Origin of the sequence: Paenibacillus tyrphae, assembly GCF_027925525.1 — a bacterium.
GTDB classification, from domain to species: domain Bacteria; phylum Bacillota; class Bacilli; order Paenibacillales; family NBRC-103111; genus Paenibacillus_G; species Paenibacillus_G tyrfis_B.
In genome coordinates, this window is the sequence record NZ_BSDJ01000009.1 from 93,715 (window position 1) to 116,776 (window position 23,062).

Below are 23,062 nucleotides of genomic sequence, written 5' to 3' on the forward strand. Positions count from 1 at the left end.
TTCACCTCTTCGAGTTGGATTGTGCATCCATATATCCTTGCAAAATGAGCGCAGCCGCCATCTTGTCGATGACCTGCTTTCGTTTCTTGCGGCTGACGTCCGCCTCCAGCAGCGTGCGCTGGGCGGAGGCGGTTGTCAGCCTTTCATCCCACAAATGCACCGGCAATTGTAGGGTTTCATGCAGTTGCTCTGAAAATGCGATACAAATTTCTCCACGCGGACCGATCGTGTTGTTCATGTTTTTCGGCAGGCCTACGACGATTTCCGTGACGCCGTATTGCGCGATAATCTCCCGAAGGCGGGCCATATCGCGCTCCTCGGTCGTTCTACGGATCACTTCAAGCCCTTGCGCCGTCCAACCAAGCTCGTCACTGACGGCGACGCCGATCGTCTTGTCCCCGTAATCCAGTCCCATCAAGCGCATTAGTTTCTCCAGTCTGGCGGTTAAAAGTCCAGTGAATAAAAGACCGCTGCGTGAGCGAATCATTCTTCCGATCGCTGCTCTCCCCCACAAAGTGAAGTCCAATCCGAGAAGTAAAATCGATTACTTTGCGGGGACCCCGGCTCCGGATTCTTAGATCAGATAACCTTTTGAGAGGTTAGAATCCGGAGACAAAGGCGACCGCTAACGCTTCTCCAGAACGATTCCGCCCCCTCCGCTGTATTCACCGGACTTCTAGGATTTATAGTGCTGCAAGTAGGAACGAACCAGTTCCTCGATCAATTCGTCCCGCTCCCGCTTGCGGATGATGCTGCGCGCATTGTTGTGACGCGGAATGTAAGCCGGGTCACCCGAGAGCAAATAGCCTACGATCTGGTTGATCGGATTGTACCCCTTCTCCTGCAGCGCATCGTACACCGCTAGAATGACTTCTTTGGGCGAGGTCTCGATCTCTTCCGCTTTTACATTGAACTTCATCGTTTTATCCATCGAACTCATTTAGAGGCACCCCCCTGCATTTGATCAATACTGACTTATTCGCCACGATCCTAAAAATTCCTGTTTACGGCAAAATTATTATTTTGCCGCCACGAGCTGCTCCACGCTTTGCAGCGCTTCCTGCAGCTTGGAAGCGTCCTTGCCGCCGGCCTGCGCCATGTCCGGACGTCCGCCGCCGCTGCCACCGCAGCGGGAAGCGACTTCCTTGATCAGCTTGCCCGCGTGGTAGCCCTTCGACACCAAATCCGGCGTCACGGCCGCAACCAGATTGACCTTGTCCTCCGCAGCAGCTCCGAGCACGATCACGGCCGAGCCGAGTTTTGTCTTCATCTGATCGACGATATTGCGGAGCGTCTCCATATCGCCTGCGCTCACCTGCGCGGCAAGCACCGTTACGCCGTCCACCGTTTTCGCCTGATCGGTGAGCGAGCCTGCTTCAATGCCGCTGAGCTTTGCTTTGAGCGATTCGTTCTCGCGCGATACTTCCTTAAGCTGTGCAAACAAGCCTTCGATCCGTTTCGGCACGTCGCCGATGTTCGATTTCAGCAGGCTTGCCGCATCGCGCAGCAGTTGCAACTGCCCGTCCAAATATTGATAAGCGTTCCGTCCCGTCGTCGCTTCGATCCGCCGTACGCCGGAGCCGATCCCCGACTCGCTGACGATTTTGAACAAGCCGATCTGGCCCGTGTTCCGCACGTGGCAGCCGCCGCACAGCTCCAGACTGTAGCCGCCGACTTGCACGACGCGGACGATATCGCCGTATTTTTCGCCGAAGAGCGCCATCGCTCCCATAGCCTTGGCTTCGGCAATCGGTTTGAGCGAAATATCGACTTCGATGCTCTTCCAAATTTGCTCGTTAACCCGCTGCTCGATATCCTGCAGCTCTTCTGCGGAAATGCTGCCGAAGTGCGAGAAGTCGAAGCGCAGGCGCTCGGGCGCAACAAGCGATCCGGCTTGGTTCACGTGCTCGCCGAGCACTTCCTTGAGCGCTTTGTGCAGCAGGTGGGTCGCCGTATGATTTTTAATGATATCTTCACGTACATCCTGCGTTACCGTCGCTTGAACGGTATCGCCCTTGCGCAGCACGCCTGCTTCCACGACAACGGTATGCACATGCTGTCCGTGCGGCGCCTTGCCCACGTCCTCAACCTTGAGCACCGTATCGCCTGCGGTAATATATCCGTGGTCACTGACCTGACCGCCGCTTTCGGCATAGAACGGGGTTTGGTCCAAAATCACCTGGCACGTCTCGCCCGTTCCGACCAAATCGACGAACTGGTTCTCATGCACGACCGCAATCACTTTAGCAGCAGTTACCAAATCAGTATATCCAACAAACTCGCTTTTAACCGTGAAATCGGCCAGCGGACCGCCCTGCACCTTCATACTGTCGGTCTCTTTGCGGGCCTCGCGGCCGCGTTCGCGCTGCTCCTGCATCGCTTGATCGAAGCCTGCGCGATCGACCGTCATCCCTTTTTCGGCAGCAAAATCCTCGGTCAGATCGAACGGGAAGCCATACGTATCATACAGCTTGAAGGCGTCCGGGCCGCTGATGACCGTGCTGCCTTCGCTGCGCGCTTTGTCGACCATTTCGGCCAAAATCGTAAGGCCGTCGGACAGCGTCTCGTGGAAGCGCTCCTCCTCGATGCGGATGATCTTCTCGATGAATTCGCGTTTTTCGACCACTTCCGGGTAGTAGACGCCCATCACCTCGCTAACAATTGGCGTCAGCGTATACAGGAACGGCTTGTCCATGCCAAGCACCTTGCCGTATCGCACCGCGCGGCGGAGCAAACGGCGGATGACGTAGCCTCGGCCCTCGTTGGACGGAAGCACGCCGTCGCCGACGGAGAAGGCAACCGTACGGATGTGGTCGGCGATCACTTTCAGCGCCACGTCGTACTCTTCGTTTTGCTTGTAAGTCACGCCGGCAAGCTGGGCCGTCTTTTGAATGATCGGCTGGAACAGATCGGTGTCAAAGTTCGAATCGACATCCTGCAGAATGGAAGCGAAGCGCTCCAAGCCGGCGCCGGTATCGATGTTTTTGTTCGGAAGCGGCGTATAGCTGCCGTCCTTGTTATGGTTAAACTGCGAGAAGACCAGGTTCCATACTTCAAGGAAGCGCTCGTTCTCTCCGCCGGGCCAGCACTCGGGATCGCTGAGATCGCCGTACTTGTCGCCGCGGTCGTAGAAAATTTCCGTACACGGGCCGCAAGGACCTTCGCCGATGTCCCAGAAATTGTCCTGCAGCTTGTAGATGCGCTCCTCCGGCAAGCCGATCTTTTTATTCCACAGTTCGAACGCTTCGGTATCCTCGGGATATACCGTGACGGACAACCGGTTCGGATCGAAGCCGATCCACTCGGGGCTCGTCAGAAACTCCCAAGCCCATGTGATCGCTTCTTCCTTGAAATAATCGCCGATGGAGAAATTGCCGAGCATTTCAAAGAACGTATGGTGACGGCGCGTTTTGCCGACGTTCTCAATATCGTTCGTGCGGATACATTTCTGCGAGTTCGCGATCCGCGGATTTTCCGGGACGACGCGGCCGTCGAAATACGGCTTCAGCGGAGCCATACCCGCGTTGATCCACAGCAGCGACGGATCGTTATGCGGCACGAGCGGAGCGCTGGGCTCGATCGTGTGCCCCTTGCTTTCAAAAAACTTCAACCATTTTGCGCGAATTTCACTTGCTTTCATTGGGTTCATTTTCCTCCCGACACTTCATTTTAATACAAAAAAACGCCCCTGAAACAGGGACGATTTGCTCGCGGTACCACCCTGGTTATTGTGCGGCTGCATGGATACGCCTTCACAATCTCCTCTGTCCGGACGATAACGGGTCCGCCCGGCGGACTTTTTGAATCCGCGCTCCGAAATGAGCGTTCGGTCATCCTTCATTAGAAAGGTTTTCCCAGCTGGAGCTGCGAGACTGCAAGCAAGCTTGCCGTGTCGCCTCCAAAACCTTCTCTCTGGCTAATGGACTATGACGTACTTAAATTTCATCAACGCTTTGATGTGCCTGTAAATAAGCACTATTTATCAAAATTATAGCTTTCGGGCAGCAGACTTGTCAACAGAACGTCTACTGCTCCCAAGCCATGCGCTGGACAAGCCGGTACCTGAACAGACTGATCACGAAATCCTCGTAGAAATCGTGTCGGACAATCCATTGATACTCGGCGTCTTCGTGGGCATAGAATAAGACGTCCGTGATCACGTCGTTGTCGTCGAAATAATCGCGAATCCGCTTAACTGCCTTCTCCACACCGGCATCGGGGCGATGGAGCTTCATCCGAAACTCGACATCTTGTCCGTTCGATTGCTCTTCAATGGTCAGAAGCTCACGGTCGTATTCATAGTGTAGCATGGGTGAAGCCTCCTTCGGTTAACCGACTGCTGTTACATCAAATATCTCACATACACGTATACATTTGCAACAGCGATTGAAAGCAGCATGAGCGGAAAGGCGATCACGAAAAATTTCATGAACGAAATCGGATGCCCTTCCTTTGCCGCCATACCGGCTACGATCAGATTCGCGCTCGCGCCGATCAGCGAACCGTTCCCCCCGAGACAAGCCCCGAGCGCAAGACTCCACCAAAGCGGCTCCAGGTTGCTGACTCCCATCGTGCCCATTTCCTGAATCATCGGAATCATCGTCGCCACGAACGGGATGTTATCCAAAAACGCCGAGGCGATGCCGCTGAGCCAGAGGATCAGAACCGCCGATTTCGTCACATCGCCGCCCGTTACCCCGACCGCGTAGTTTGCCAACGCGGCGATCACGCCGGTTTCCACCAAGCCCGAGACCAGCACGAACAATCCGACGAAGAAAAAGATCGTCGTCCACTCGACCCGCTGAAACGCCTCTTCCAGAAAGTGCTCGCCGGTCAACAGCAGAAGCAGGAATGCGCCGGCGAGCGCCACGGTCGCCGATTCCAAATGGACGATCTGGTGAACGAAGAAACCGATCAGGGTCAGCCCAAGTACCAAAAGACATTTTTTCAACAGCACCGGATCGCGGATTTCCGCTTTTTCATTCATTTTCATCAGTCCTAGCCGCAGCTCTTCCGTCGTGCGAATCTGTTTGCGGTAAAACAGCACGAAGAAAGGTACGGTGATCGCGAGGATGATCGCCGCAATCGGCGCCAAATTGTTGATGAAGGCCATAAACGTCAATTCTTTCACCGCGCTGCCGATCATGATGTTCGGCGGATCGCCAATCAGTGTCGCCGTGCCGCCGATATTGCAGGCGAGAATTTGCGACATCAGAAAAGGAACCGGATTTACTCGCAGCTGCCGCGTAATGCTGAAGGTTACCGGCACCATCAGCAGCACGGTCGTCACATTATCGAGAAACGCCGAGCCGATCGCCGTGACGAGCGAGAGCACGACCATGATGCGGACCGGGTGACCGCCCGCCTTTTTGGCCGACCAGACTGCAATATATTTGAACAATCCCGTTTCCGCGGTAATGCCGACAATAATCATCATGCCAACCAACAGGCCAAGCGTGTTGAAATCGATATGATGAAGCGCCGTTTCCTGATTGACGATCCCCAGCACGACCATCAAAATGCCGCCGATCATGGCAACGATTGTCCGGTGAATTTTTTCCGAAACGATAAAACCGTAGGCTACCGCAAACAATCCGATAGCGATAAGAGCTTGTTGATCCATAATGAAACCCTCTCTCCGATGCAATTTATTGATGCCGTCAGCCCGCGCCGCTCTTCCGCATAACCCTAAAAAAAGCAAAAAGAAGCCCTTGGTGACAGGCTCCTCCGAAAAATCAACGCGATTATGTACTTGTCTTGTGCAACCAGCAGGCTCCAGTCAACGGCCGGATATCGAAGACACGCCCTCCCCTGCCGCTGCCAACTTATATATACGCACAAGGAAGTCGCTTGGTTTCGCCCGATAAAAAATTTTTTCTAAAAAATAATCACGTCGTCTTCCGATGAATGTAATACATAAACACATGCTGCAGAATCACCTTCATGACCGCAAAAAACGGAACTGCCAGGATGAGCCCCGTTACCCCTGCAATCTCACCGCCCACAAGCAGCGCGAAAATGATCACAAGCGGATGCATATTGAGCGAACGGCCGACCACTTGAGGCGAGATTACATTTCCTTCGAGGATTTGACATGCCGTGTTGATAAGTCCGACAAACAGCACCATTTTCCAGGAAACCGTGGACGCCACAATCAGCGCCGGCGCCGCCCCGAGAAACGGACCGAGATAAGGGATAATGTTGAACACCGCAACGACGCTGGCCAACAGCAGCGCATAAGGCATGCCGATCAGCCAATACCCAATGTAGGCGAGCAGCCCGACGATCATGCATACGGTAAACTGGCCGCGGATATAGTTGCCTAGCGCCATATCGATATCCATCAGCATGGACACGATTTCTTTGCGGTGCGTTTTCGGCACGATCGCCAGCGTCGATTTTTCGATCAGTTGAAAATCTTTCAGGATATAGAAGGCGACAAACGGAATAATGAAGAGAAGAAAGACCGTATTGATAGTGCTGCCGATACCGTGAATGTATTCCGCAATCGCGAGCGAGATTCCGTTCTCCAGCTTGGAAAGCGACTGCTGAATGCCCATCCGTACGCTGTCCGGGAGAAAGCTGAGTCCGTTTAAGCCGTTTACAACGCTTTGCGCCTTAAAGGCGACATCCGGCATCTTATCGTTCAATTCCGCGAGCTGCCGCACGAACATTGGAATGAGGTTCATGAGCACGACGGTCGCCGAAGTAATGAAAACCGCATAAATGAGCAGCACGGCCATCGTTCGCGGCACTTTGCGGGCGCCGAGCAGCGTCACCACCGGATTCAGCACGTAAGAAATGATCAGCGCGATCGCGAACGGCGTCAAAATTTTTTTCAAAAAATCATATAAACCCGCAAGCATCGGACGGAGCTGCAGCAGCATGTACAAAATGATCAAACCGAGCAGCGTATAGATCATGCCGACGAGCAGCCGTTGTTTCGGGAACCGGTCCATAGCGCCCCCCTTTACCTCGATCTGACTTCTGACGAAGAGTTTGCCTTTTTACAGTATATGTACAAGTCCGCGCTCTTAACCCAGCGAACAAAAAAACCGCTTCCCGAGACGCCTGTTCAAAGCGTCCGGGAAAGCGGTTTGACTATACGATGGTGCTCGTCAGTTGGCATGAAGCTCGGGCATTTCCTCTTCAAAAAACAAATCGTCGAGCGAGCTGAGCGTACCGTCTTCCTCTACTTGGAATACGGACATTTTTTCCCCGTTCACCGTCAGTTCGATAAAACAGCCCCAGCAGTAAAACTGATGGGAGCCGATCTTGCCAATATCCTTGGAATTGCAATTTGGACAACGTAACATCGGTATCACCCTATTCTTCTTTTGGTCCGAAGATTTCTTGAAGCGCTTCGCTGGCGTGAACGGGAACAATTAAGGCGTCGTCGCCGACCTTGACCGCATCCGGCATCGGCAGCCATCTGCGCCCTTCCGTTAGATCCGAGATGAAACCTTCGGTCAATTCGTAACCTATTACCTTTATGCCCCTATCCGCTTCCAAATAAACGTCCTCAATCACCCCGAGCTGCTGCCCGTTGACGGTAATGACCGGGAGTCCCTTCAGCTTGCGTTCGCCAAACAGCAGCGCCCTGCAAGCGGAGCTTGGATTCAGCGGGCGGACGGCTTGTTCTGCGGCAATCGTAACAGCGTCGTCGCCCATCGCTATCACGTCTTTTCGCTCAATACACGTGGCTTCGGAAAACCAATGCCCCGCTTCGAGCAGCACGGACTCGACCTCCCAGCCTTCGTTCAGCAACAGGTCTTTGGCGCTGCCCACTTGTTTTCCTGTCTCTACGCAAATGACCGGCAATCCGATAACATCGCGCGCTTTTTTCAACGAGCTTCTCTCCCAGCCGGCAAATCGGAATTTGCCCTATCCTTTAGTACGTAATCGGCTGACAATGGTTTCAATGGCCATGGCGGCAGCAGCAAGTTGCCCGGAGTCGTTGCCCGGTCCGAAGCTGAATCGGATGGCCGACTGCGTCACCTCATCCGGCAGCTTCATCGCCTTAAGCACATGAGAGATTTCCAAGGAGCCGGACGTACAAGCCGAGCCGCTTGAAGCCATCACTCCCGCAAGATCCAGATTCATCAGCATCGTCTCGGTGGAAATGCCGGGGAAGCTGACATTCAAAATATGCGGAAGCTTCTCTGTAGGATGACCGTTGACAACAAACTGCCAGGGGGCCAGACGCCGTTCTAATCCGGTGACCATTTCTTGACGTAGTTTTTCCATCTTTTGTTGCACTTCATACCTATTTCGGTCAAAAATTTCTACGGCTTTTGCAAAGCCTGCGATGCCTGCCGTATTTTCCGTCGCCGGACGGCGTTTCCGTTCTTGAGCGCCGCCGTAGAGCAGCGGTGTGACGCGAATGTTCTTGGCTATATATAACGCGCCGACCCCTTTGGGACCGTTCAGTTTATGCGCGGAAAAACTCATCAAATCTACCGGCAGCTCACGAAGATTGATAGGCACGTGAGCCAACGCTTGAACGGCGTCGACATGAAAACAAATGCCGCGCTCCCTGGCAAGACGCCCGATCGCTTCGACCGGCTGGAGCGTACCGACTTCATTATTGCCGTACATGACGCTGATCAGGATCGTATCCGGCCGAATGGCCTCTTCCACATCGTTCGGCGAAACTTGGCCGAATCGGTCCACAGGTACATAAGTCACTTCGTATCCAAGCTGTTCCAATCGCTCGCAAGCATGAAGAACGGCATGATGTTCGATCTGTGTCGTTATGATATGCCGGCCGCGTTCCCGGTACGCCTCAGCCGCACCGAACAACGCCATATTGTCGCTTTCCGTTCCGCTCCCTGTGAAAACGAGCTCGGACGGCGCGCAGCCGACAAAAGCGGAGATCCGGTCCCGGGCGGCGCTAAGCGCCATTCTGGCTTCCCGACCGGCTTGATGCGTGCTTGAGGGGTTCCCGTACGCCCCGGTCCAATATGGAAGCATTGCTTCCACGACTTCGGGAAGTACGGGCGTTGTGGCGGCGTGATCTAAATAAATGAGCTTCAAAGCTTTCACCACATCTGTTAGGAGGATTTCAAAGCGGTCTAAATGTAAAACATGTAGCTGTCATTCTGATTTCCTTCGTCTTTGTAAGAAATCAAATCGTGCAGCGTCGTCGAATCAAGCACCTGCGCAATTCCGTCGCGGATCCGAATCCAGAGCTGACGCTTGGCCGGATCGTCTTCCTCGGTGAAGTCGACCGGGCTGATCGGACCTTCCAGCACCCGAATCACATCGCCGGAGGAAATGTCTTCGGGCGATTTGGACAAAATATATCCGCCGTATGCGCCGCGGATGCTTTTTACGAGACCTGCGTTACGCAGCGGAGCAACCAATTGCTCCAGGTAATGCTCGGAAAGCTGATGCTTTTCTGCGATGCTTTTCAGTGAGGTGGGGCCTTCTCCGAACTTCGTCGCGAGCTCCATCATGATCGTGAGTCCGTAGCGGCCTTTGGTGGAAATCTTCAACTTGTAGCACCTCGTTTACATTTCATACATTTTTGTATCGTTTCTATGGTAACATAAAACCTTGTAATTTGGGAGAAAAACCGTGGCATATTCATGAAAAATTTTATTCTTTCTTGATTTGAATGTATAATACTTTTAATGTACGAACGATGTACAGGTATAGAAGCGAGGTAATGATCATGACAACAAAACCGCGAGTCGTTCTCGGGATGTCGGGCGGCGTCGATTCTTCCGTATCCGCGCTTGTTCTGAAGGAGCAAGGGTACGAGGTCATCGGCGTGTTCATGAAGAACTGGGACGATACCGACGAATTCGGGCATTGCACGGCGGAAGAGGACGCCGAGGACGTGCGCCGCGTCTGCGACCAAATCGGCATTCCCTATTATACGGTAAATTTTGAGAAACCATACATGGATAAGGTGTTCGCCTACTTCCTCGACGAGTACCGCAAAGGGCGGACGCCGAATCCCGACGTGATGTGCAACCGGGAGATCAAATTCGGGGAGTTTTTGAACAAAGCGCTCGAACTCGGCGCCGACTATATCGCCACTGGCCATTACGCCCGCGTCGAGGAGCGAGACGGCAAATACCGGCTGCTGCGTGGGGTCGACAACAACAAGGATCAGACGTACTTCCTGCATGCGCTGAACCAATACCAGTTGTCGAAAGCGATGTTCCCGATCGGCCATCTTCCGAAGCCGGAAGTCCGGGCCATCGCAGAGAAAGCGGGGCTTGCAACGGCGAAGAAAAAAGACAGCACCGGCGTCTGCTTTATCGGCGAAAGGAACTTCAAGGAGTTCCTGAGCGGCTATCTGCCCGCGAAGCCGGGAGAGATGAGAACGCTGGAGGGCGAGGTAAAAGGACGGCACGACGGCCTTATGTACTATACGCTCGGTCAGCGTCAAGGCCTCGGCATTGGCGGCTCCGGCAGCGGAGAGCCTTGGTTCGTCGCTGGCAAAGATTTGGAGAAAAATATTTTGTATGTCGTTCAAGGCGAAAAGCATCCGGCGCTCTACTCGACCGGACTGCTGGCGACGGATTTGAACTGGATCGCCGGCGAACCGCCGAAAGAGCCGCTGCACTGCACGGCGAAGTTCCGCTACCGTCAACCCGACCAAGGCGTGACGGTCCATTTCGGCGAAGGCGGCCGCTGCGAAATCGTATTCGACCAGCCGCAAAAGGCGATTACCCCAGGGCAATCCGTCGTCTTCTATGACGGGGAAGTCTGTCTCGGCGGCGCGGTAATCGACAAGATTTTGCAATAAAGCTGATCAGTAAAAAAAGGGAAGCTTTTCGGTGTAAACCGGGGAGCTTCCTCTTTTTAGCGACTTTGATTTTTTAAGGCTTGATCCAATTTGAATTGTCCGATTTTATTCAACTCCATCAGCACGTTGTCAAGTTCAAGCTCTCCTTCGATCACTCCGGTCATAGATTGTTGGACTTGCTCATAAAACTCGGTTGAAAATTCATAGGGGACGGAAGGCGTATAAGCGTCTTGGGGGTATAGTTTATAGAATGCTTCCATGTTATTATCCTTCTTTTGCATGCTGTCGATATAAGCTGGAAGACTGCCGTTGGAACCTGCCCGGCTATTCAGCTTCGCAAACTTCTCGCTATGGATATACTCCAGCAGCTGCCAGGCTCCGTCTATGTTTTTGGAGCCGGAATAAATTCCGAACAAGTTATTGGGAGTAAGGGACGTGCTCCGGTCGGGTGCAGCGGGATTCACTGGCTCCGTAGCGATTCCCCATTCGAAATCAACGTTTGAAAGATACTCCAATTCATACGAGTACTCTACCGTCATGGCCGCTCGCCCTTGTATGAACGGATTTTCAATCAGCAGGTTTCCCTTTTGCATGTCACCCGGTTGGTTGATGTAAACCGTGCCTTCCTTTGTTCTTGAAATAACCATATCCATAATACGTCTCCAGCTTGGAGCATTGATCATGATTTTCTCTCCGGCTGTATCCGTCGAACTTAAGCCTTCGGTTTCTGCGATATTTTGAACAAGCCGGAAAGGATGGCTGATGTTATGGTAGTAACCATATGCGCTTCCGTTATTGCGCTCTGCTTTTGCAAACCGTGCAGCCAGTTGAAACACTTCCTCCCAGCTCATATGATCCGTTGGATAACGTATCCCGAATTGATCGAATAACGTCTTGTTATAAAACAAGGCTTTGGATTGAAAGGTCGGTGATAGGCCGTACAATCGTCCCCCGCCTTTATTTCTTAGGTAAGCGGTCATATTTTTGTTCATCCGTTCCAGGTTGACGTCTTTTGATTTTTTTAGAAGTGGCTCCAGATCGACAAGCATTCCGTCCTCAACAAAGCTTTGAAGATCAAAGTTGAAGATGAGATCGGGCTGTTCTTTCTTTACAAGCTCCCGATACCCTTCCATGGAAAAACCTTTCTTGTAGTAATCATCCAATGAGACGACTTCGATCTCGACATGAGGGTTTTGAGCAGTAAACAGCTTACCGTAAATCTCATAGAAACTTTGTTTATCGTAGTAAAATACCTTTAGCTTCGTTGCTTTGTCTTCGGGCTTCATGCCGGAACAGCCGGCTGTGAGACAAATCAAGCAAAGAAGCAGTTTCAATCGTATTTTCAGTTGATTCATTTTTTCGCGGCTCCCCATTTTATAATCAGTTGCTTCGCTCGATTCATCCTTCCAAATTTGGATATACGTACCTATAGTAACATAAAAAGCCCGCTGAGATGGCTCAGCAGGCTATTCTATACTACATAATGGGTTTTACAACTGCGATGCCGCGTGTTCGGAGGATACTTCCCGCTGTTCGGGGGAAATGTGGATTTTTTCCCGGCTCATCCATAATACGCACAATATCGTAAGCGCAGCAGGGATCAAAGCCCACAAGAACGTGTGCGAAATCGACGTCGACAACGATGCCGTAATTTTGTCGAGAATCGGCTCGGGAATCGCGCTGCGGGTTGCCGGCGACAACAGGTCGCGCGGATCTTTCAGATTTATCCCCTGCGGCGCTCCTGCACCACCGAATGCGCCTGCCAACGACGATTCCAAATCGTTCCGCTGAATGATTCCGTACACGGTAATGCCGATCGTCATTCCGAGCGAGCGTACAAATGACATCGTTGAGCTGGCCGAGCCACGCTGTTTCGCCTCGAAGCCGTGAATCGCCGACATGCCGAGCACAGAGAAGGATGCGCCCGTACCGAGGCCGACCAGGATCATGAACAACATTACCAAATACCGCGGCGTATCCGGCGTCAGCGTGGCCAGCAGCAGGATGGATACCGTGAATAGGATGGAAAAAATAATCATCGTCCCGCGGTAAGACATTTTGCCGGAGCCGGCCAGAAAACCGCCCAACTGCGCAGTCACGACCGTCCCCAGCATCATCGGAAGCAGGATAAGGCCCGAATTGGTGGCGCTGCCGCCGAACACGCCTTGGACGTAGATCGGAATATAGACCGTCGCCACGATAAACGCCGCGCCGTAGAACAGGCCAACCAGATTGCTGGAAGCAAACAGACGGTTGTGAAACATCGCAAAGGAAATGATCGGCTCTCGAGCCCGGGTTTCCACATACAGAAACGCGCCAAACAACACGACGAATCCGGCAAACAGACCGATGATCGTTCCCGATGTCCAAGGGTAGGTGCCGCCGCCTAATTCCAGCGCAAACATGAGACATACGATCGCGCCGACCAACGTGACCGCTCCCCACCAGTCAATCCGCTGTTTGGCATACACCGGCGACTCCCGGTAACACACGGCAATAAAGAACAGGGCAAGCAGTCCGATGGGCACATTGACGTAAAATACCCATTTCCACCCGATATAATCGGTAATATAGGCGCCCAGCAGCGGTCCGAAGATGCTGGACAGTCCGAATACCGCGCCGAACAATCCCGACATTTTGCCCCGCTTCTCTGGCGGAAACACATCAAAAATGATCGTGAACGCAATCGGCATCAGCGCGCCGCCTCCGATACCCTGAATGGCGCGGTATATGCTGAGCTCCGTAATACTGCTTGCCGTGCCGCACAAGATAGAGCCAAGCAAAAATACGATTAAGCCGAACACAAAAAACCGTTTCCGTCCGTACATATCGGACAGCTTGCCGAAGATCGGCATCCCCGCCATCTCGGCCACCATGTAAGCCGATGTCACCCAGACGAATTTATCCAGCCCGCCGAGTTCGGCCACGATCGTCCCCATTGCCGTCGCTACGATCGTGTTGTCCATTGCCGCCATCAATATGCCAAGCAAGAGACCGGCGACGACAAAGCCAAGACGGCTCCCGTTAGATTTGCCGATACTCATGGATTTTTGCTCCCTTGAACGGGTTCAAGCTTTCCTTGTACTCGACCAGATCGATTTCACAGCCCGGGCCGATCGTAATCCGGCTGCCGCGGACGACCTTGGCCGTCGTATTCTCCAAATAAATTTCGTCCCCTTCGATCGTTTCAGCATCGAGCTTCGCGTCGAGCATCGGTAGCAACGACTTGAGAAGCGACTTGAAGCCTTTTTTGCGTACCGTGATCACTTCGCCGCCAATTTCCTGCGCAGAGCTGGCACCGTATAGCGAAATATCGATAACACCCGCATTCAATAATCCGTCGATCCGGAACGCTCCCTTAGCATTGAACGTTTCCGCCTCGCAGTCACCGGTAACAGTCAAATCCCCTTCCAGATCGATCCGGTCGCCGTTCATGTTCCCCTGAACCCGCGCGCTGCCCTGGCATTTAAAATCCAAGTACGACACGTTTCCTTCCAGCTTGACGTCCCCGTAAACCTTAATGTCCTCGCTCTCGACACTTCCGTTCATCGACGACATACCGTTCACTTGAATGAACCTGGCTTTTACTTGGCCGGAGATTTCGCTGACTCCGTTCGTCTTGAATTGCAAGCAATCGATATCGCCATAAACTTTGCCTTCGCCGTTAATTTTCACGTCCCGGTAGCTTCCGCCCGAGGAAGAGCCGCTGCCGGAAATAACGAGATCGCGGCGGTTATTGCTGTCCATAGTTATCCCTCCGTACGTGCTGCATTTTATATTTTTTGTAAAACGCCTTACGATAATTTGATTTTCAATTCCTCTGCGCACTGGCCTATCGAAATCCGCGTTACCAACCTTACCCGCGGCTCGAAATACACTTCGCCCGGACTAGTCGCAATCACGAAGCCGGACATGCCCATCTTGCGAAAAAAGATCAGCTCGGCCGTTTTGCCTTGAAGCTTCGGATAATGCTCCGTCATGGTCTGAATCAGGCCTTTTCCTTCCTCCAACGTCATCTCTCCGGTTTGCAGCAGCTTGTCGAGCGCATACATGCATATGATGTTTTCAAAATCGTAGACCGCGCTCGTTCCCTGCTGTTCGATGTAAAAATCGAGCGTCTCTTTCGTAACAATGTTGCGTTTTTCCAGCTCCGCTCGCCCGAGGGCAACTTCGCTTAAATTCGGCGAAAACACGTCCGCCAACTCATCCAGCGATAAATCGTCTTTCATATTCACGATTTTATCGATCCGCGCCAAAATGCTCTCCTTTGGAAAAAAGGTCTCCTGTCCCGTAAATGTCGACTTTCGAATAAACCATTCTTCCGGAATGAGATTTTTTCGTTTCCAGCGGTATAATTGGCCGTAAGAGATGCCTGTCAGTTCAAGCAAATCTTTTTTGGAGATCAATTCCCGTTCCGTCACCTTCAACGCCTCCTTACAAAAATAAGTGTAACATAACATTGTTACGTTGTAAATTGTAAAATAAAAAAACTTCCGGATCGAAGCTTTTTTTTGAGGAAGCTATTTGGTTTCCCTGAGACATGGCATGCTTGCTCAGAGACTAATTTGAAAATATTTGAAGGGGGAAACGCCGCCCGAACCGTCAAAAGGGTTTAAAACGATACGAGGATGTGGAACCATTGAACACGCAAAAACCAGGATTTATCGGGGCCTTTTATTATTTGCTTTATCTTCTGCCCGCAGGCATTATCGGATTCACGCTGACGATCGTCGGTGTCGTCTTGTCCATCGGACTTATGCCGCTGTTCGTCGGCTTTCCGCTTATGCTCGTGACAGCGCGATTTGCCAAACACATGACGCTTTTGGATGCAAGACTGGCTGACCGGCTACTCCAATCCCCTTCGACGGTCGCAGCTTCCGTTCGGTCGGATGATTTCAATCCCGGGCGGCATGATCGAAGAGGCCTCTTCGGCCAGTTAGGCGCGGAGCTGTCCGACCCGGCAACTTATGTTGGACTGCTGTTCCAAATCGTCAAGCTGCCCCTGGGCATCATTTCGTTTACGCTTGCCATTACGATCGTGGCCGTTAACTTGGCGCTCTTGGCGTCTCCGCTCGTCTATACGATTTTGCTGCAGTCGATCGGCATTGACATTTTCGAGAATGAACTGTTCGCCCGTTTACTTCCGTCGGATTTCAGTTCGCTCCAAATCTCGCTTATTTATGCAGGCATCGGTCTGCTGCTTCTGCCGGTGACCAATAAATTAATCCGTCTAAGCGCCCTATTCTTCGGACGCATCGCTGTCGAAATTTCCGATCCGACGAAGGGAAGAGCCGGTGAAGTTCCTCTGCAGCGAGCCTAATCATAATCGGGCTTATTTCCCCGGAAATGTTTCACCCTTGACCTCTGCCGGAATACCTGCGGCTTCACTCTGCCGCAGGTTTGTTATATTTCGCGAAAATCTTCGCTTCCACCCCGCTATTTTGCGGCTGATAAAATCGCTTGCCCTTCACTTCCGGGGGAAGATATTCGTTCCGGGCGTTCGGATGATCGATAGGATTCGAATAAGTTCTCGTACCGTCGCGGACATCTGCGGGGACCTCATAAGCTTTCATCTGCTTGACGTAGTCGAGCGCTCCGTTAATTGCTTTATAGACCGCGTTGCTTTTCGGACTCTCGCAAATGAACACGACGGCTTCGGCGATCGCCATTCGTGCTTCCGGCATCCCGACAAACTCGACGGCATCTTTAGCCGCCAAAGCGATTTGCAGCGCGGTCGGATTGGCCATGCCGACATCTTCCGTCGCATGAACGACAATTCTGCGGCAGATGTATAGCGGGTCCACACCCGAATACAGCATACGCGCCAGCCAATAGATGGCCGCGTCCGTCTGGCCGCCGCGGAGCGACTTGCAAAAGGCGGATGTCATGTCATAAAAATCGGTATGAGTAATCGCATTGATCCGGGATTCGAACGATTCCTGAATCGTCTGCAGCTCGATCATCTGTGAATCGTGCAGCGAATAAGCGGCCGTTTCCAGGGCGATCAAAGCATTTCTTACATCGCCATTGCAGACGTCGCATAAATAATCCATCGCTTCCTGGGTTATCTGATACTCCCCGCCCAGCCCTCTTTCCGGGTCCGCCAATGCCTGACGCAAAATTTGCTCCAGATCGTCTTTTTGCAGCGCTTCAAGCCGATACACGCGGCAGCGGCTGACAAGAGGCGGGATGATATCGTGTGCGATGCTTTCCGTCGTCGCGCCGATCAGAATAATGGTTCCGTCTTCGACGATAGGCAGCAGCGATTCCTGCACGTTGCTTTTGAGCGCGTGGATTTCATCCAAAAACAGAATCGTCCGCTGATTGTACAGCTTCAGATTGTCTTTCGCTTTACGGGCGACTTCCCGCAGATCCGAAACCGAAAGCGAGACGCCGTTCAATTTCTCAAAATGCGAGCTGGTCATTCCGCTGATGATCGTGGCGAGCGTCGTTTTGCCACTGGAAGGCGGACCTTGCAAAATCATGGAGCCGATCTTGTCCGTTTCGATGAGCCGGCGCAGCACCTTGCCTTCGCCGAGCAAATGCTTCTGTCCGAAAAATTGCTCCAGATTTTGCGGGCGCATTCTTTCCGCCAGCGGCTTATATTCGTTCGTCCGGTTAAAATCGAATAAGTCCATGGTTTCCTCTGACCGCCAATCCTGAATATTCGCAAAAAAAGCACAGGCCCCTGGCGCCGCACATGTGCTGCGAACGGGTAACCTATGCTTTTTATTATAAAAGCACTTGGGACGATTTACAAAGGTTTGGAATTCAGCCCGAGCCAAGCTGACCGATTCCGAGGGCAAGCCAGCGCTTCATAATGTGCCGGACATCCGATGCTTGATCGGGGTTGCACTCCACAATCAGGACGACGTCCGCACCATGTTCTCTCCGCTTGCGTTTTTTTCGCCGTTTGAAGTTAATCAGCCAATCCAATACAAAGCCAAGAGCAGCCCCTGCCGCAAGCCCGAGCAGCCCGCCGATAATCGGACCCATGGCCCAGCGGAAACCCATCGATGCTCCCAGTACGGAACCGATCGTTCCGACTACAGCGGGGCCGTCAAGCATGCTAACCCCGTCGGAATGACGAATCGTATCGAATACCCTTATCTCCTGCGGGCCGTTTTCCTTAAGCGGAACTGCGGCAATTGCTTCGGCAAGGATGCCTTGCCGTTCCAATTCGCAGATGGCCAGCTCCAGCTCCGACGAATGACGAAAAGTCGCTACGATATACATCTTCTACCGCCCCGTCGCTCGGCCGAATCTGAGGCGCAGTGTCCCATAGTTGCGCTCCAGCCATTGATTCTGGGCCTTATCGAATAATTTATTGTATCCGACCGAATACACGTAAGCCTCGTAAGCCGCAAAGCAGTAAAAAGAAGGCATAAACAAGGCCCATTGCGTGTTAATCAAGTGCCACGCCTGTACGTTACCCCCTGCCATAGTAACGAGTACGATTTCCGCAATAGCCGAGAAATACATAAAGCCGATCCAACCGGCCAGCAGAAAAAAGCCGATTGGAATGCGGCGAAGATACAGCTGCCCAAGCCCCGGCATGAGCATGGACCAGGCCATAGCGAGCCAGGGCGAGCTTTTGTCCAAATGATTCAAGGACATTCCGCTCATTTTAAAGGAGACAATGGGCGCACGCTCCCACTCGGCCAGCACCCATTGCTTGTTCAATTCAATCGTGCTGCGGTAGCTGTCCCAGATGGCGTAAATATAGACGGGAATATACAGCAGCAGCCAACGTGGATTCAGCACCTGCTTCGACAGATCGACATGACCCGTAAAAGAGTAAACCATCGACTTATTGATTCCCGACTGCATGTTGATTCCAATTTCCCATAATATCAAGATAAGCCCTTTAATGTGACTGCCTAGGAGCAAATGACCGAATCCCGGAAACGCCGCCGACCACCAAGCGATCACCCAGGGCTTACGCAAATGCAGCAGGTTGATATTCAAGGTTCCGAAATAAGCCAAATAGCGCTTGTGGCTTCCCGCAGTTGGGCTTCGTTCCATGGTCCGCACTCCGATTGAAAAAAATGAAGTCACCTTTGAACTTACTTTTTCTATCTTGCCCCAAAAATGACAAAAAAAGCACCCTTTTCGCATATTCGCTACAAAGGATGCTTTCTTAATGCCGAATTGCTGATTATGCTACTTCAGTCCGGCCTTGGACAGGAGGTCGCGGACAGCGACGCTGACCATGATCAGCCCGGCGACCGGCGGAACGAACGCGTTGCTGGCTGGCGGCTGCTGCGCCTTACGAATCTCAGGCGCATTCTCCGGCACAATCCGCTGCGTAACGTCAACCCGCGGCTTGATCGGCTCTTCCGTCGAAAATACGACTTTAACGCCCTTCTTGATGCCTTCTTTCCGCAGCTTGTGACGAATCACGCGTGCCATCGGATCGACGCTCGTCTTAGAGATATCTGCCACCTGAAATCGAGTCGGGTCCATCTTGTTGGCGGCGCCCATACTCGAAATGAGCGGAATCTTGCGCTGCAGGCATTGCTTGATCAGATGAATTTTATAGCTGATCGTATCCGAAGCGTCCAATACATAATCCAACGGATATTCGAACAGCTGCTCATGCGTTTCTTCGGTATAAAACATGCGCAGGGCGATGGCATCGCATTCCGGGTTAATTTGCAGAATACGATCACGCATCAGCTCAGCCTTCGGCTGGCCGACCGTCGTCATCAAAGCATGAATTTGCCGGTTCACATTCGTAATGTCGACGACATCCTTGTCGATCATGATGATTCGGCCGACGCCGGTGCGGGCCAGCGCTTCGGCGGCGATCGAACCGACGCCGCCGATGCCGAGAACCGCCACCGTACTGTTTTTCATAACCTCAAGCCCTTCCGGGCCGATTGCCAGCTCCGTACGGGAAAATTGATGCAGCATGGCTTACTGTCCACACTCCTCTTATTCGGGTCTTAAGCTTTGGCGGAAGGCTGCTTGAGCGCCAAACGAATGGACAGGTCCTCAAGCTGCTTGGCATCTACTGGACCCGGAGCTCCCGTCAACAGGTCCGATGCGCTGGCCGTTTTCGGGAAGGCAATCGTTTCGCGCAGGTTGGTGCGGCCGGTAATCAGCATCACGAGCCGGTCGAACCCGAAAGCAATACCCCCGTGAGGCGGCGTACCGTATTCGAAAGCCTCCAGCAGGTAGCCGAATTTCTCCTGCACATCTTCCTTGGGAAGGTTCAGCGTAGCAAACATTTTCTCTTGCACTTCGCGCTGATAAATCCGCATGGAGCCGCCGCCGACTTCGTAGCCGTTCAGCACAAGGTCGTAGGCCTGCGCACGGATTTGACCCGGATCGGTGTCGAAGTAATGCATGTCTTCTGCCTTCGGACTAGTAAACGGATGATGCTCCGCCACATAGCGCTTCGCTTCTTCGTCATAGCTGAGCAGCGGGAAGTCCACTACCCACGCAAACTTGAATTTGCTGTCGTCGATGAGGCCCAACTGACGGCCGATTTTCAAACGAAGGTTACCGAGCACATCGGCAACGACCTTCTTCGTATCGGCGGAGAACAGCAGCAGGTCGCCTTCTTCGGCTTCCAGACGCTGCTTGAGCTGCTCCAGCTCCTGCTCGTTGAAAAATTTCACGATCGGCCCTTTCAGCTCGCCGTCTTTATACGTCATCCACGCAAGCCCTTTGGCCCCGTAGCGTGCGGCGAATACGCCGAGATCGTCGATTTCCTTGCGGCTCCAAGCGGCGCAACCTTTGGCATTGAGCGCCTTCACCTGGCCGCCCTTTTTAATGATGTTCGCAAATACTTGGACGCCCGATTCGGCGACAATGTCCGAAACGTCCTGCAGCTCGAGGCCGAAACGAAGGTCCGGCTTGTCGGAGCCGTATTTGCCCATCGCGTCCGCATAGCTGATGCGTTGGAACGGCGTTTCGATGTCGGCGCCGGCCGTTTCTTTAAACAAGCGTACGACGAGCTTCTCCATCATGTCGAGCAATTGGTCCTGCGACAGGAACGACGTCTCGATGTCCACCTGCGTAAATTCCGGTTGGCGGTCGGCGCGTAAATCTTCGTCGCGGAAGCAGCGGGCGATTTGGTAGTAGCGCTCCATGCCGCTTACCATCAGCAACTGTTTGAAAATTTGCGGCGACTGCGGCAGCGCGAAAAATTCGCCCGGGTGAACACGGCTTGGCACCAAATAATCGCGTGCGCCTTCCGGTGTGCTGTTGATCAAAATCGGCGTTTCCACCTCGATAAAGCCGTTCTCGTCCAAATAATCGCGGAATATTTTGGCCGCTTTGGCGCGAAGCATTAACGTATGCTGCATTTCCGGACGGCGCAGGTCGAGATAGCGGTGCTTGAGACGCAACGATTCGTCGATTTCGATCCCGTCTTCGATGAAGAACGGCGGATTTTTCGCGGCATTCAGGATCTCGATCTCCTTGATGCGTACTTCGATCTCCCCGGTCGGAAGGTTCGGGTTAACAGTCTCCGCATCCCGCTCAACGACTTCGCCGCGTACCGCGAGCACGTATTCGTTGCGCGCCCGGTCTGCTACCGCAAGCGCTTCGCCGGAAAAAGCCGGATTAAATACGATTTGCACGATCCCGCTCCGGTCGCGCAGATCGATGAACAATACCCCGCCCAGGTCGCGGCGGCGCTGCACCCAACCGTTCAGCGTTACCGTCTCTCCAACATTAGCTTTGCTCAAAGTACCGCAATGATGCGTTTTTAACATCGTCGTCATGGTGTTTTTTACCTCCATTTTATCGTTAAACTTGCCCAGCCCGTTCGCGCAATGTCTGCACGAAATCGGAGAGAGCCAGCGTTTCTTGTTCGCCGGTAGCCATCGTTTTCAAGGTGATCTCGCCCTTCGCGAGCTCGTCGTCACCAAGAATGGCGACATAAGCTGCGTTGTACCGGTCGGCCGATTTCATTTTCGCTTTGATTTTGCGGCCCAAGTAGTCTTTTTCCGCAGATAGCCCCGCCAGTCGCAGATTTTGCAGCAGCTTCACACACTCGCGCTCTGCGGCTTCGCCGAGGCCGATCAAGTACACATCCAACGGCTTAGCCGCCGGAATATCGACTCCCTGTGCCTGCAGCACAAGCAGGATACGCTCCATGCCGAGCCCGAAGCCGACGCCCGGCTGGTCGGTTCCGCCGATCTGTCCGACAAGGCCGTTATAACGCCCGCCGCCGCCGATCGTATCGATCGCGCCGATACCCGCCGCTTTATACTCGAACGCGGTGTGCGTATAGTAATCCAGTCCCCGCACCAGACGTCGGTTGATGCGGAACGGAATTTCCATCGCAGTCAAATATTGTTGCACCGCTTGGAAATGCGTTTGGCATTCCTCGTCCAAGTATTCGAGAATGGTCGGTGCGCCTTCGCCGTATTTCTGATCGACCTTACAGTCGAGAATCCTCATCGGATTGCGGTCGTAGCGCGATTGACAATCCTTGCACAGCTTATCCTTCACCGGAGCGAAGAACTGCTGAATTTTCTCGCGGTATACAGCCCTCACAGCCGGATTGCCAACGGAGTTGATTTCCACCGTGACGTCTTTTAACCCCAGCTCCTTATAGAACGTGTAGCCCAGCGCAATGATTTCCGCATCGAGACTCGGATCCACCGAACCGAACGCTTCGATGCCGAACTGGTGAAACTGGCGGTAGCGGCCGGCCTGCGGCTGCTCGTAGCGGAACATCGGGCCGATATAATACAGCTTGCTGACATCCGGCTCGCCATACAGCTTGTTTTCTACATAGGAGCGAACGACTCCGGCCGTTCCTTCGGGACGAAGCGAAATGCTGCGGTCGCCTTTGTCCAGGAAGGTGTACATTTCCTTCTCGACGATGTCCGTCGTCTCTCCTACGCCGCGCTGGAACAGCTCCGTGTGCTCGAACATCGGCGTACGAATCTCGCGAAAATTGAAACGCCGACACAGTTCCCGGGCCTTCGTCTCAATATACTGCCATTTCTCAATTTCGCCGGGCAGCAGGTCTTGCGTGCCCTTTGGTTTTTGGATGCTCATGTAAGCCCAGACTCCTTTCTGTCGCGTTTCAGCACAAAAAAATAAAAAACTCCCGCCCCTGAACTAATTCAGGGACGAGAGATTGTACTTGCTCAAAGTCTCCCGCGGTACCACCCACGATTCGAACGAGCTTGCTACTGCCGGGCCCGGCTTTCCGCAAAATAACTCGCTCACACTCTTCAAGCGGGTAACGTCCGCCAGCCGCAAACGACTAATATCCGGCACTGGCTATAAACGCCTTCGTCTGGCCGGGGTTCCCCGTTCGTCCTCCGGGAG

At 53.1% G+C, this 23,062-nt stretch carries 22 protein-coding genes; 2 read left to right on the forward strand and 20 right to left on the reverse strand.

The features are described 5' to 3' along the window. Position 1: 1 nt before the first annotated feature. The 10 genes from ruvX to cymR all read right to left on the reverse strand — a co-directional run bounded on the left by ruvX (position 2) and on the right by cymR (position 9,497). Complete coding sequence (gene ruvX, locus QMG93_RS12800; RefSeq protein WP_216796255.1) at positions 2-424, reverse strand: Holliday junction resolvase RuvX; 423 nt, start codon at positions 422-424, stop codon at positions 2-4. 252 nt (positions 425-676) lie between these two features. Further along, the gene (locus QMG93_RS12805; protein WP_025850272.1) at positions 677-940 is read right to left on the reverse strand and encodes an IreB family regulatory phosphoprotein; all 264 of its coding nucleotides are present in this window, start codon (positions 938-940) and stop codon (positions 677-679) included. 78 nt (positions 941-1,018) lie between these two features. Continuing rightward, a complete protein-coding gene (gene alaS / locus QMG93_RS12810) occupies positions 1,019-3,640 on the reverse strand; it encodes an alanine--tRNA ligase (protein WP_281936976.1) in 2,622 nt (873 codons plus the stop codon). 385 nt (positions 3,641-4,025) lie between these two features. Continuing rightward, the gene (locus QMG93_RS12815) at positions 4,026-4,310 is read right to left on the reverse strand and encodes a hypothetical protein (protein ID WP_281936978.1); all 285 of its coding nucleotides are present in this window, start codon (positions 4,308-4,310) and stop codon (positions 4,026-4,028) included. Between the two features lie 32 nt (positions 4,311-4,342). Further along, the gene (locus QMG93_RS12820; protein ID WP_281936980.1) at positions 4,343-5,623 is read right to left on the reverse strand and encodes an ArsB/NhaD family transporter; all 1,281 of its coding nucleotides are present in this window, start codon (positions 5,621-5,623) and stop codon (positions 4,343-4,345) included. A gap of 265 nt (positions 5,624-5,888) precedes the next feature. Continuing rightward, a complete protein-coding gene (locus QMG93_RS12825) occupies positions 5,889-6,959 on the reverse strand; it encodes an AI-2E family transporter (RefSeq protein ID WP_281936982.1) in 1,071 nt (356 codons plus the stop codon). Between the two features lie 159 nt (positions 6,960-7,118). Next, complete coding sequence (locus QMG93_RS12830; RefSeq protein ID WP_010497085.1) at positions 7,119-7,316, reverse strand: hypothetical protein; 198 nt, start codon at positions 7,314-7,316, stop codon at positions 7,119-7,121. 10 nt (positions 7,317-7,326) lie between these two features. Then, entirely contained in the window at positions 7,327-7,848 is a 522-nt protein-coding gene (locus tag QMG93_RS12835; protein WP_036689958.1) for a PRC-barrel domain-containing protein, read from the reverse strand. A 36-nt stretch (positions 7,849-7,884) separates the two neighbouring features. After that, on the reverse strand, positions 7,885-9,036 hold the full coding sequence (locus QMG93_RS12840) for a cysteine desulfurase family protein (protein WP_281936984.1): 1,152 nt from the start codon (positions 9,034-9,036) through the stop codon (positions 7,885-7,887). Positions 9,037-9,074: 38 nt separating this feature from the next. After that, a complete protein-coding gene (gene cymR, locus QMG93_RS12845) occupies positions 9,075-9,497 on the reverse strand; it encodes a cysteine metabolism transcriptional regulator CymR (protein WP_010497078.1) in 423 nt (140 codons plus the stop codon). Between the two features lie 173 nt (positions 9,498-9,670). Here cymR and mnmA point away from each other — a divergent pair, with 173 nt between their 5' ends. Next, positions 9,671-10,762, forward strand: coding sequence for a tRNA 2-thiouridine(34) synthase MnmA (gene mnmA / locus QMG93_RS12850; RefSeq protein WP_413789291.1), 1,092 nt, complete (start codon positions 9,671-9,673; stop codon positions 10,760-10,762). A gap of 56 nt (positions 10,763-10,818) precedes the next feature. On the opposite strand, the gene QMG93_RS12855 is transcribed toward mnmA, so the two are convergent. The 4 genes from QMG93_RS12855 to QMG93_RS12870 form a co-directional block, all read right to left on the reverse strand. Then, complete coding sequence (locus tag QMG93_RS12855) at positions 10,819-12,117, reverse strand: extracellular solute-binding protein (RefSeq protein WP_281936987.1); 1,299 nt, start codon at positions 12,115-12,117, stop codon at positions 10,819-10,821. Positions 12,118-12,252: 135 nt separating this feature from the next. Continuing rightward, entirely contained in the window at positions 12,253-13,806 is a 1,554-nt protein-coding gene (locus QMG93_RS12860; RefSeq protein WP_281936989.1) for an MDR family MFS transporter, read from the reverse strand. After that, positions 13,787-14,509, reverse strand: coding sequence for a polymer-forming cytoskeletal protein (locus tag QMG93_RS12865; protein ID WP_281936991.1), 723 nt, complete (start codon positions 14,507-14,509; stop codon positions 13,787-13,789). Before QMG93_RS12865 ends, QMG93_RS12860 begins: the two co-directional genes overlap by 20 nt. A 47-nt stretch (positions 14,510-14,556) precedes the next feature. After that, entirely contained in the window at positions 14,557-15,183 is a 627-nt protein-coding gene (locus QMG93_RS12870) for a YhbD family protein (RefSeq protein WP_281936993.1), read from the reverse strand. A gap of 218 nt (positions 15,184-15,401) precedes the next feature. Between QMG93_RS12870 and QMG93_RS12875 the strand changes: the two genes are divergently transcribed. Continuing rightward, a complete protein-coding gene (locus QMG93_RS12875; RefSeq protein WP_281936995.1) occupies positions 15,402-16,082 on the forward strand; it encodes a sensor domain-containing protein in 681 nt (226 codons plus the stop codon). A gap of 64 nt (positions 16,083-16,146) precedes the next feature. Here the strand turns inward: QMG93_RS12875 and QMG93_RS12880 are convergent, their stop codons facing one another. From QMG93_RS12880 to hisS, 6 genes are all read right to left on the reverse strand, one after another. Beyond that, positions 16,147-17,400 (reverse strand): replication-associated recombination protein A, encoded by a 1,254-nt coding sequence (locus QMG93_RS12880; RefSeq protein ID WP_281936997.1) that lies wholly within the window; start codon positions 17,398-17,400, stop codon positions 16,147-16,149. A gap of 133 nt (positions 17,401-17,533) precedes the next feature. Beyond that, positions 17,534-17,998, reverse strand: coding sequence for a hypothetical protein (locus QMG93_RS12885; RefSeq protein WP_281936999.1), 465 nt, complete (start codon positions 17,996-17,998; stop codon positions 17,534-17,536). Between the two features lie 3 nt (positions 17,999-18,001). After that, positions 18,002-18,787, reverse strand: coding sequence for a hypothetical protein (locus tag QMG93_RS12890; RefSeq protein ID WP_281937001.1), 786 nt, complete (start codon positions 18,785-18,787; stop codon positions 18,002-18,004). 138 nt (positions 18,788-18,925) lie between these two features. Next, on the reverse strand, positions 18,926-19,678 hold the full coding sequence (locus QMG93_RS12895) for a tRNA threonylcarbamoyladenosine dehydratase (protein ID WP_281937003.1): 753 nt from the start codon (positions 19,676-19,678) through the stop codon (positions 18,926-18,928). 32 nt (positions 19,679-19,710) lie between these two features. After that, on the reverse strand, positions 19,711-21,498 hold the full coding sequence (gene aspS, locus QMG93_RS12900; RefSeq protein ID WP_281937004.1) for an aspartate--tRNA ligase: 1,788 nt from the start codon (positions 21,496-21,498) through the stop codon (positions 19,711-19,713). Between the two features lie 25 nt (positions 21,499-21,523). Next, positions 21,524-22,786: a histidine--tRNA ligase gene (gene hisS, locus QMG93_RS12905; protein WP_281937006.1), complete on the reverse strand. Its 1,263-nt coding sequence runs from the start codon at positions 22,784-22,786 to the stop codon at positions 21,524-21,526. Positions 22,787-23,062: the final 276 nt, after the last annotated feature.

What these genes read in the sequence shown, in the direction of transcription:
- ruvX (WP_216796255.1), bottom strand. Translation starts at nt 424, where the DNA reads ATGCGCTTGATGGGACTGGATTACGGGGACAAGACGATCGGCGTCGCC.
- QMG93_RS12805 (WP_025850272.1), bottom strand. Translation starts at nt 940, where the DNA reads ATGAGTTCGATGGATAAAACGATGAAGTTCAATGTAAAAGCGGAAGAG.
- alaS (WP_281936976.1), bottom strand. Translation starts at nt 3,640, where the DNA reads ATGAAAGCAAGTGAAATTCGCGCAAAATGGTTGAAGTTTTTTGAAAGC.
- QMG93_RS12815 (WP_281936978.1), bottom strand. Translation starts at nt 4,310, where the DNA reads ATGCTACACTATGAATACGACCGTGAGCTTCTGACCATTGAAGAGCAA.
- QMG93_RS12820 (WP_281936980.1), bottom strand. Translation starts at nt 5,623, where the DNA reads ATGGATCAACAAGCTCTTATCGCTATCGGATTGTTTGCGGTAGCCTAC.
- QMG93_RS12825 (WP_281936982.1), bottom strand. Translation starts at nt 6,959, where the DNA reads ATGGACCGGTTCCCGAAACAACGGCTGCTCGTCGGCATGATCTATACG.
- QMG93_RS12830 (WP_010497085.1), bottom strand. Translation starts at nt 7,316, where the DNA reads ATGTTACGTTGTCCAAATTGCAATTCCAAGGATATTGGCAAGATCGGC.
- mnmA (WP_413789291.1), top strand. Translation starts at nt 9,671, where the DNA reads ATGATCATGACAACAAAACCGCGAGTCGTTCTCGGGATGTCGGGCGGC.
- QMG93_RS12855 (WP_281936987.1), bottom strand. Translation starts at nt 12,117, where the DNA reads ATGAATCAACTGAAAATACGATTGAAACTGCTTCTTTGCTTGATTTGT.
- QMG93_RS12860 (WP_281936989.1), bottom strand. Translation starts at nt 13,806, where the DNA reads ATGAGTATCGGCAAATCTAACGGGAGCCGTCTTGGCTTTGTCGTCGCC.
- QMG93_RS12865 (WP_281936991.1), bottom strand. Translation starts at nt 14,509, where the DNA reads ATGGACAGCAATAACCGCCGCGATCTCGTTATTTCCGGCAGCGGCTCT.
- QMG93_RS12880 (WP_281936997.1), bottom strand. Translation starts at nt 17,400, where the DNA reads ATGGACTTATTCGATTTTAACCGGACGAACGAATATAAGCCGCTGGCG.
- QMG93_RS12885 (WP_281936999.1), bottom strand. Translation starts at nt 17,998, where the DNA reads ATGTATATCGTAGCGACTTTTCGTCATTCGTCGGAGCTGGAGCTGGCC.
- QMG93_RS12890 (WP_281937001.1), bottom strand. Translation starts at nt 18,787, where the DNA reads ATGGAACGAAGCCCAACTGCGGGAAGCCACAAGCGCTATTTGGCTTAT.
- QMG93_RS12895 (WP_281937003.1), bottom strand. Translation starts at nt 19,678, where the DNA reads ATGCTGCATCAATTTTCCCGTACGGAGCTGGCAATCGGCCCGGAAGGG.
- aspS (WP_281937004.1), bottom strand. Translation starts at nt 21,498, where the DNA reads ATGACGACGATGTTAAAAACGCATCATTGCGGTACTTTGAGCAAAGCT.
- hisS (WP_281937006.1), bottom strand. Translation starts at nt 22,786, where the DNA reads ATGAGCATCCAAAAACCAAAGGGCACGCAAGACCTGCTGCCCGGCGAA.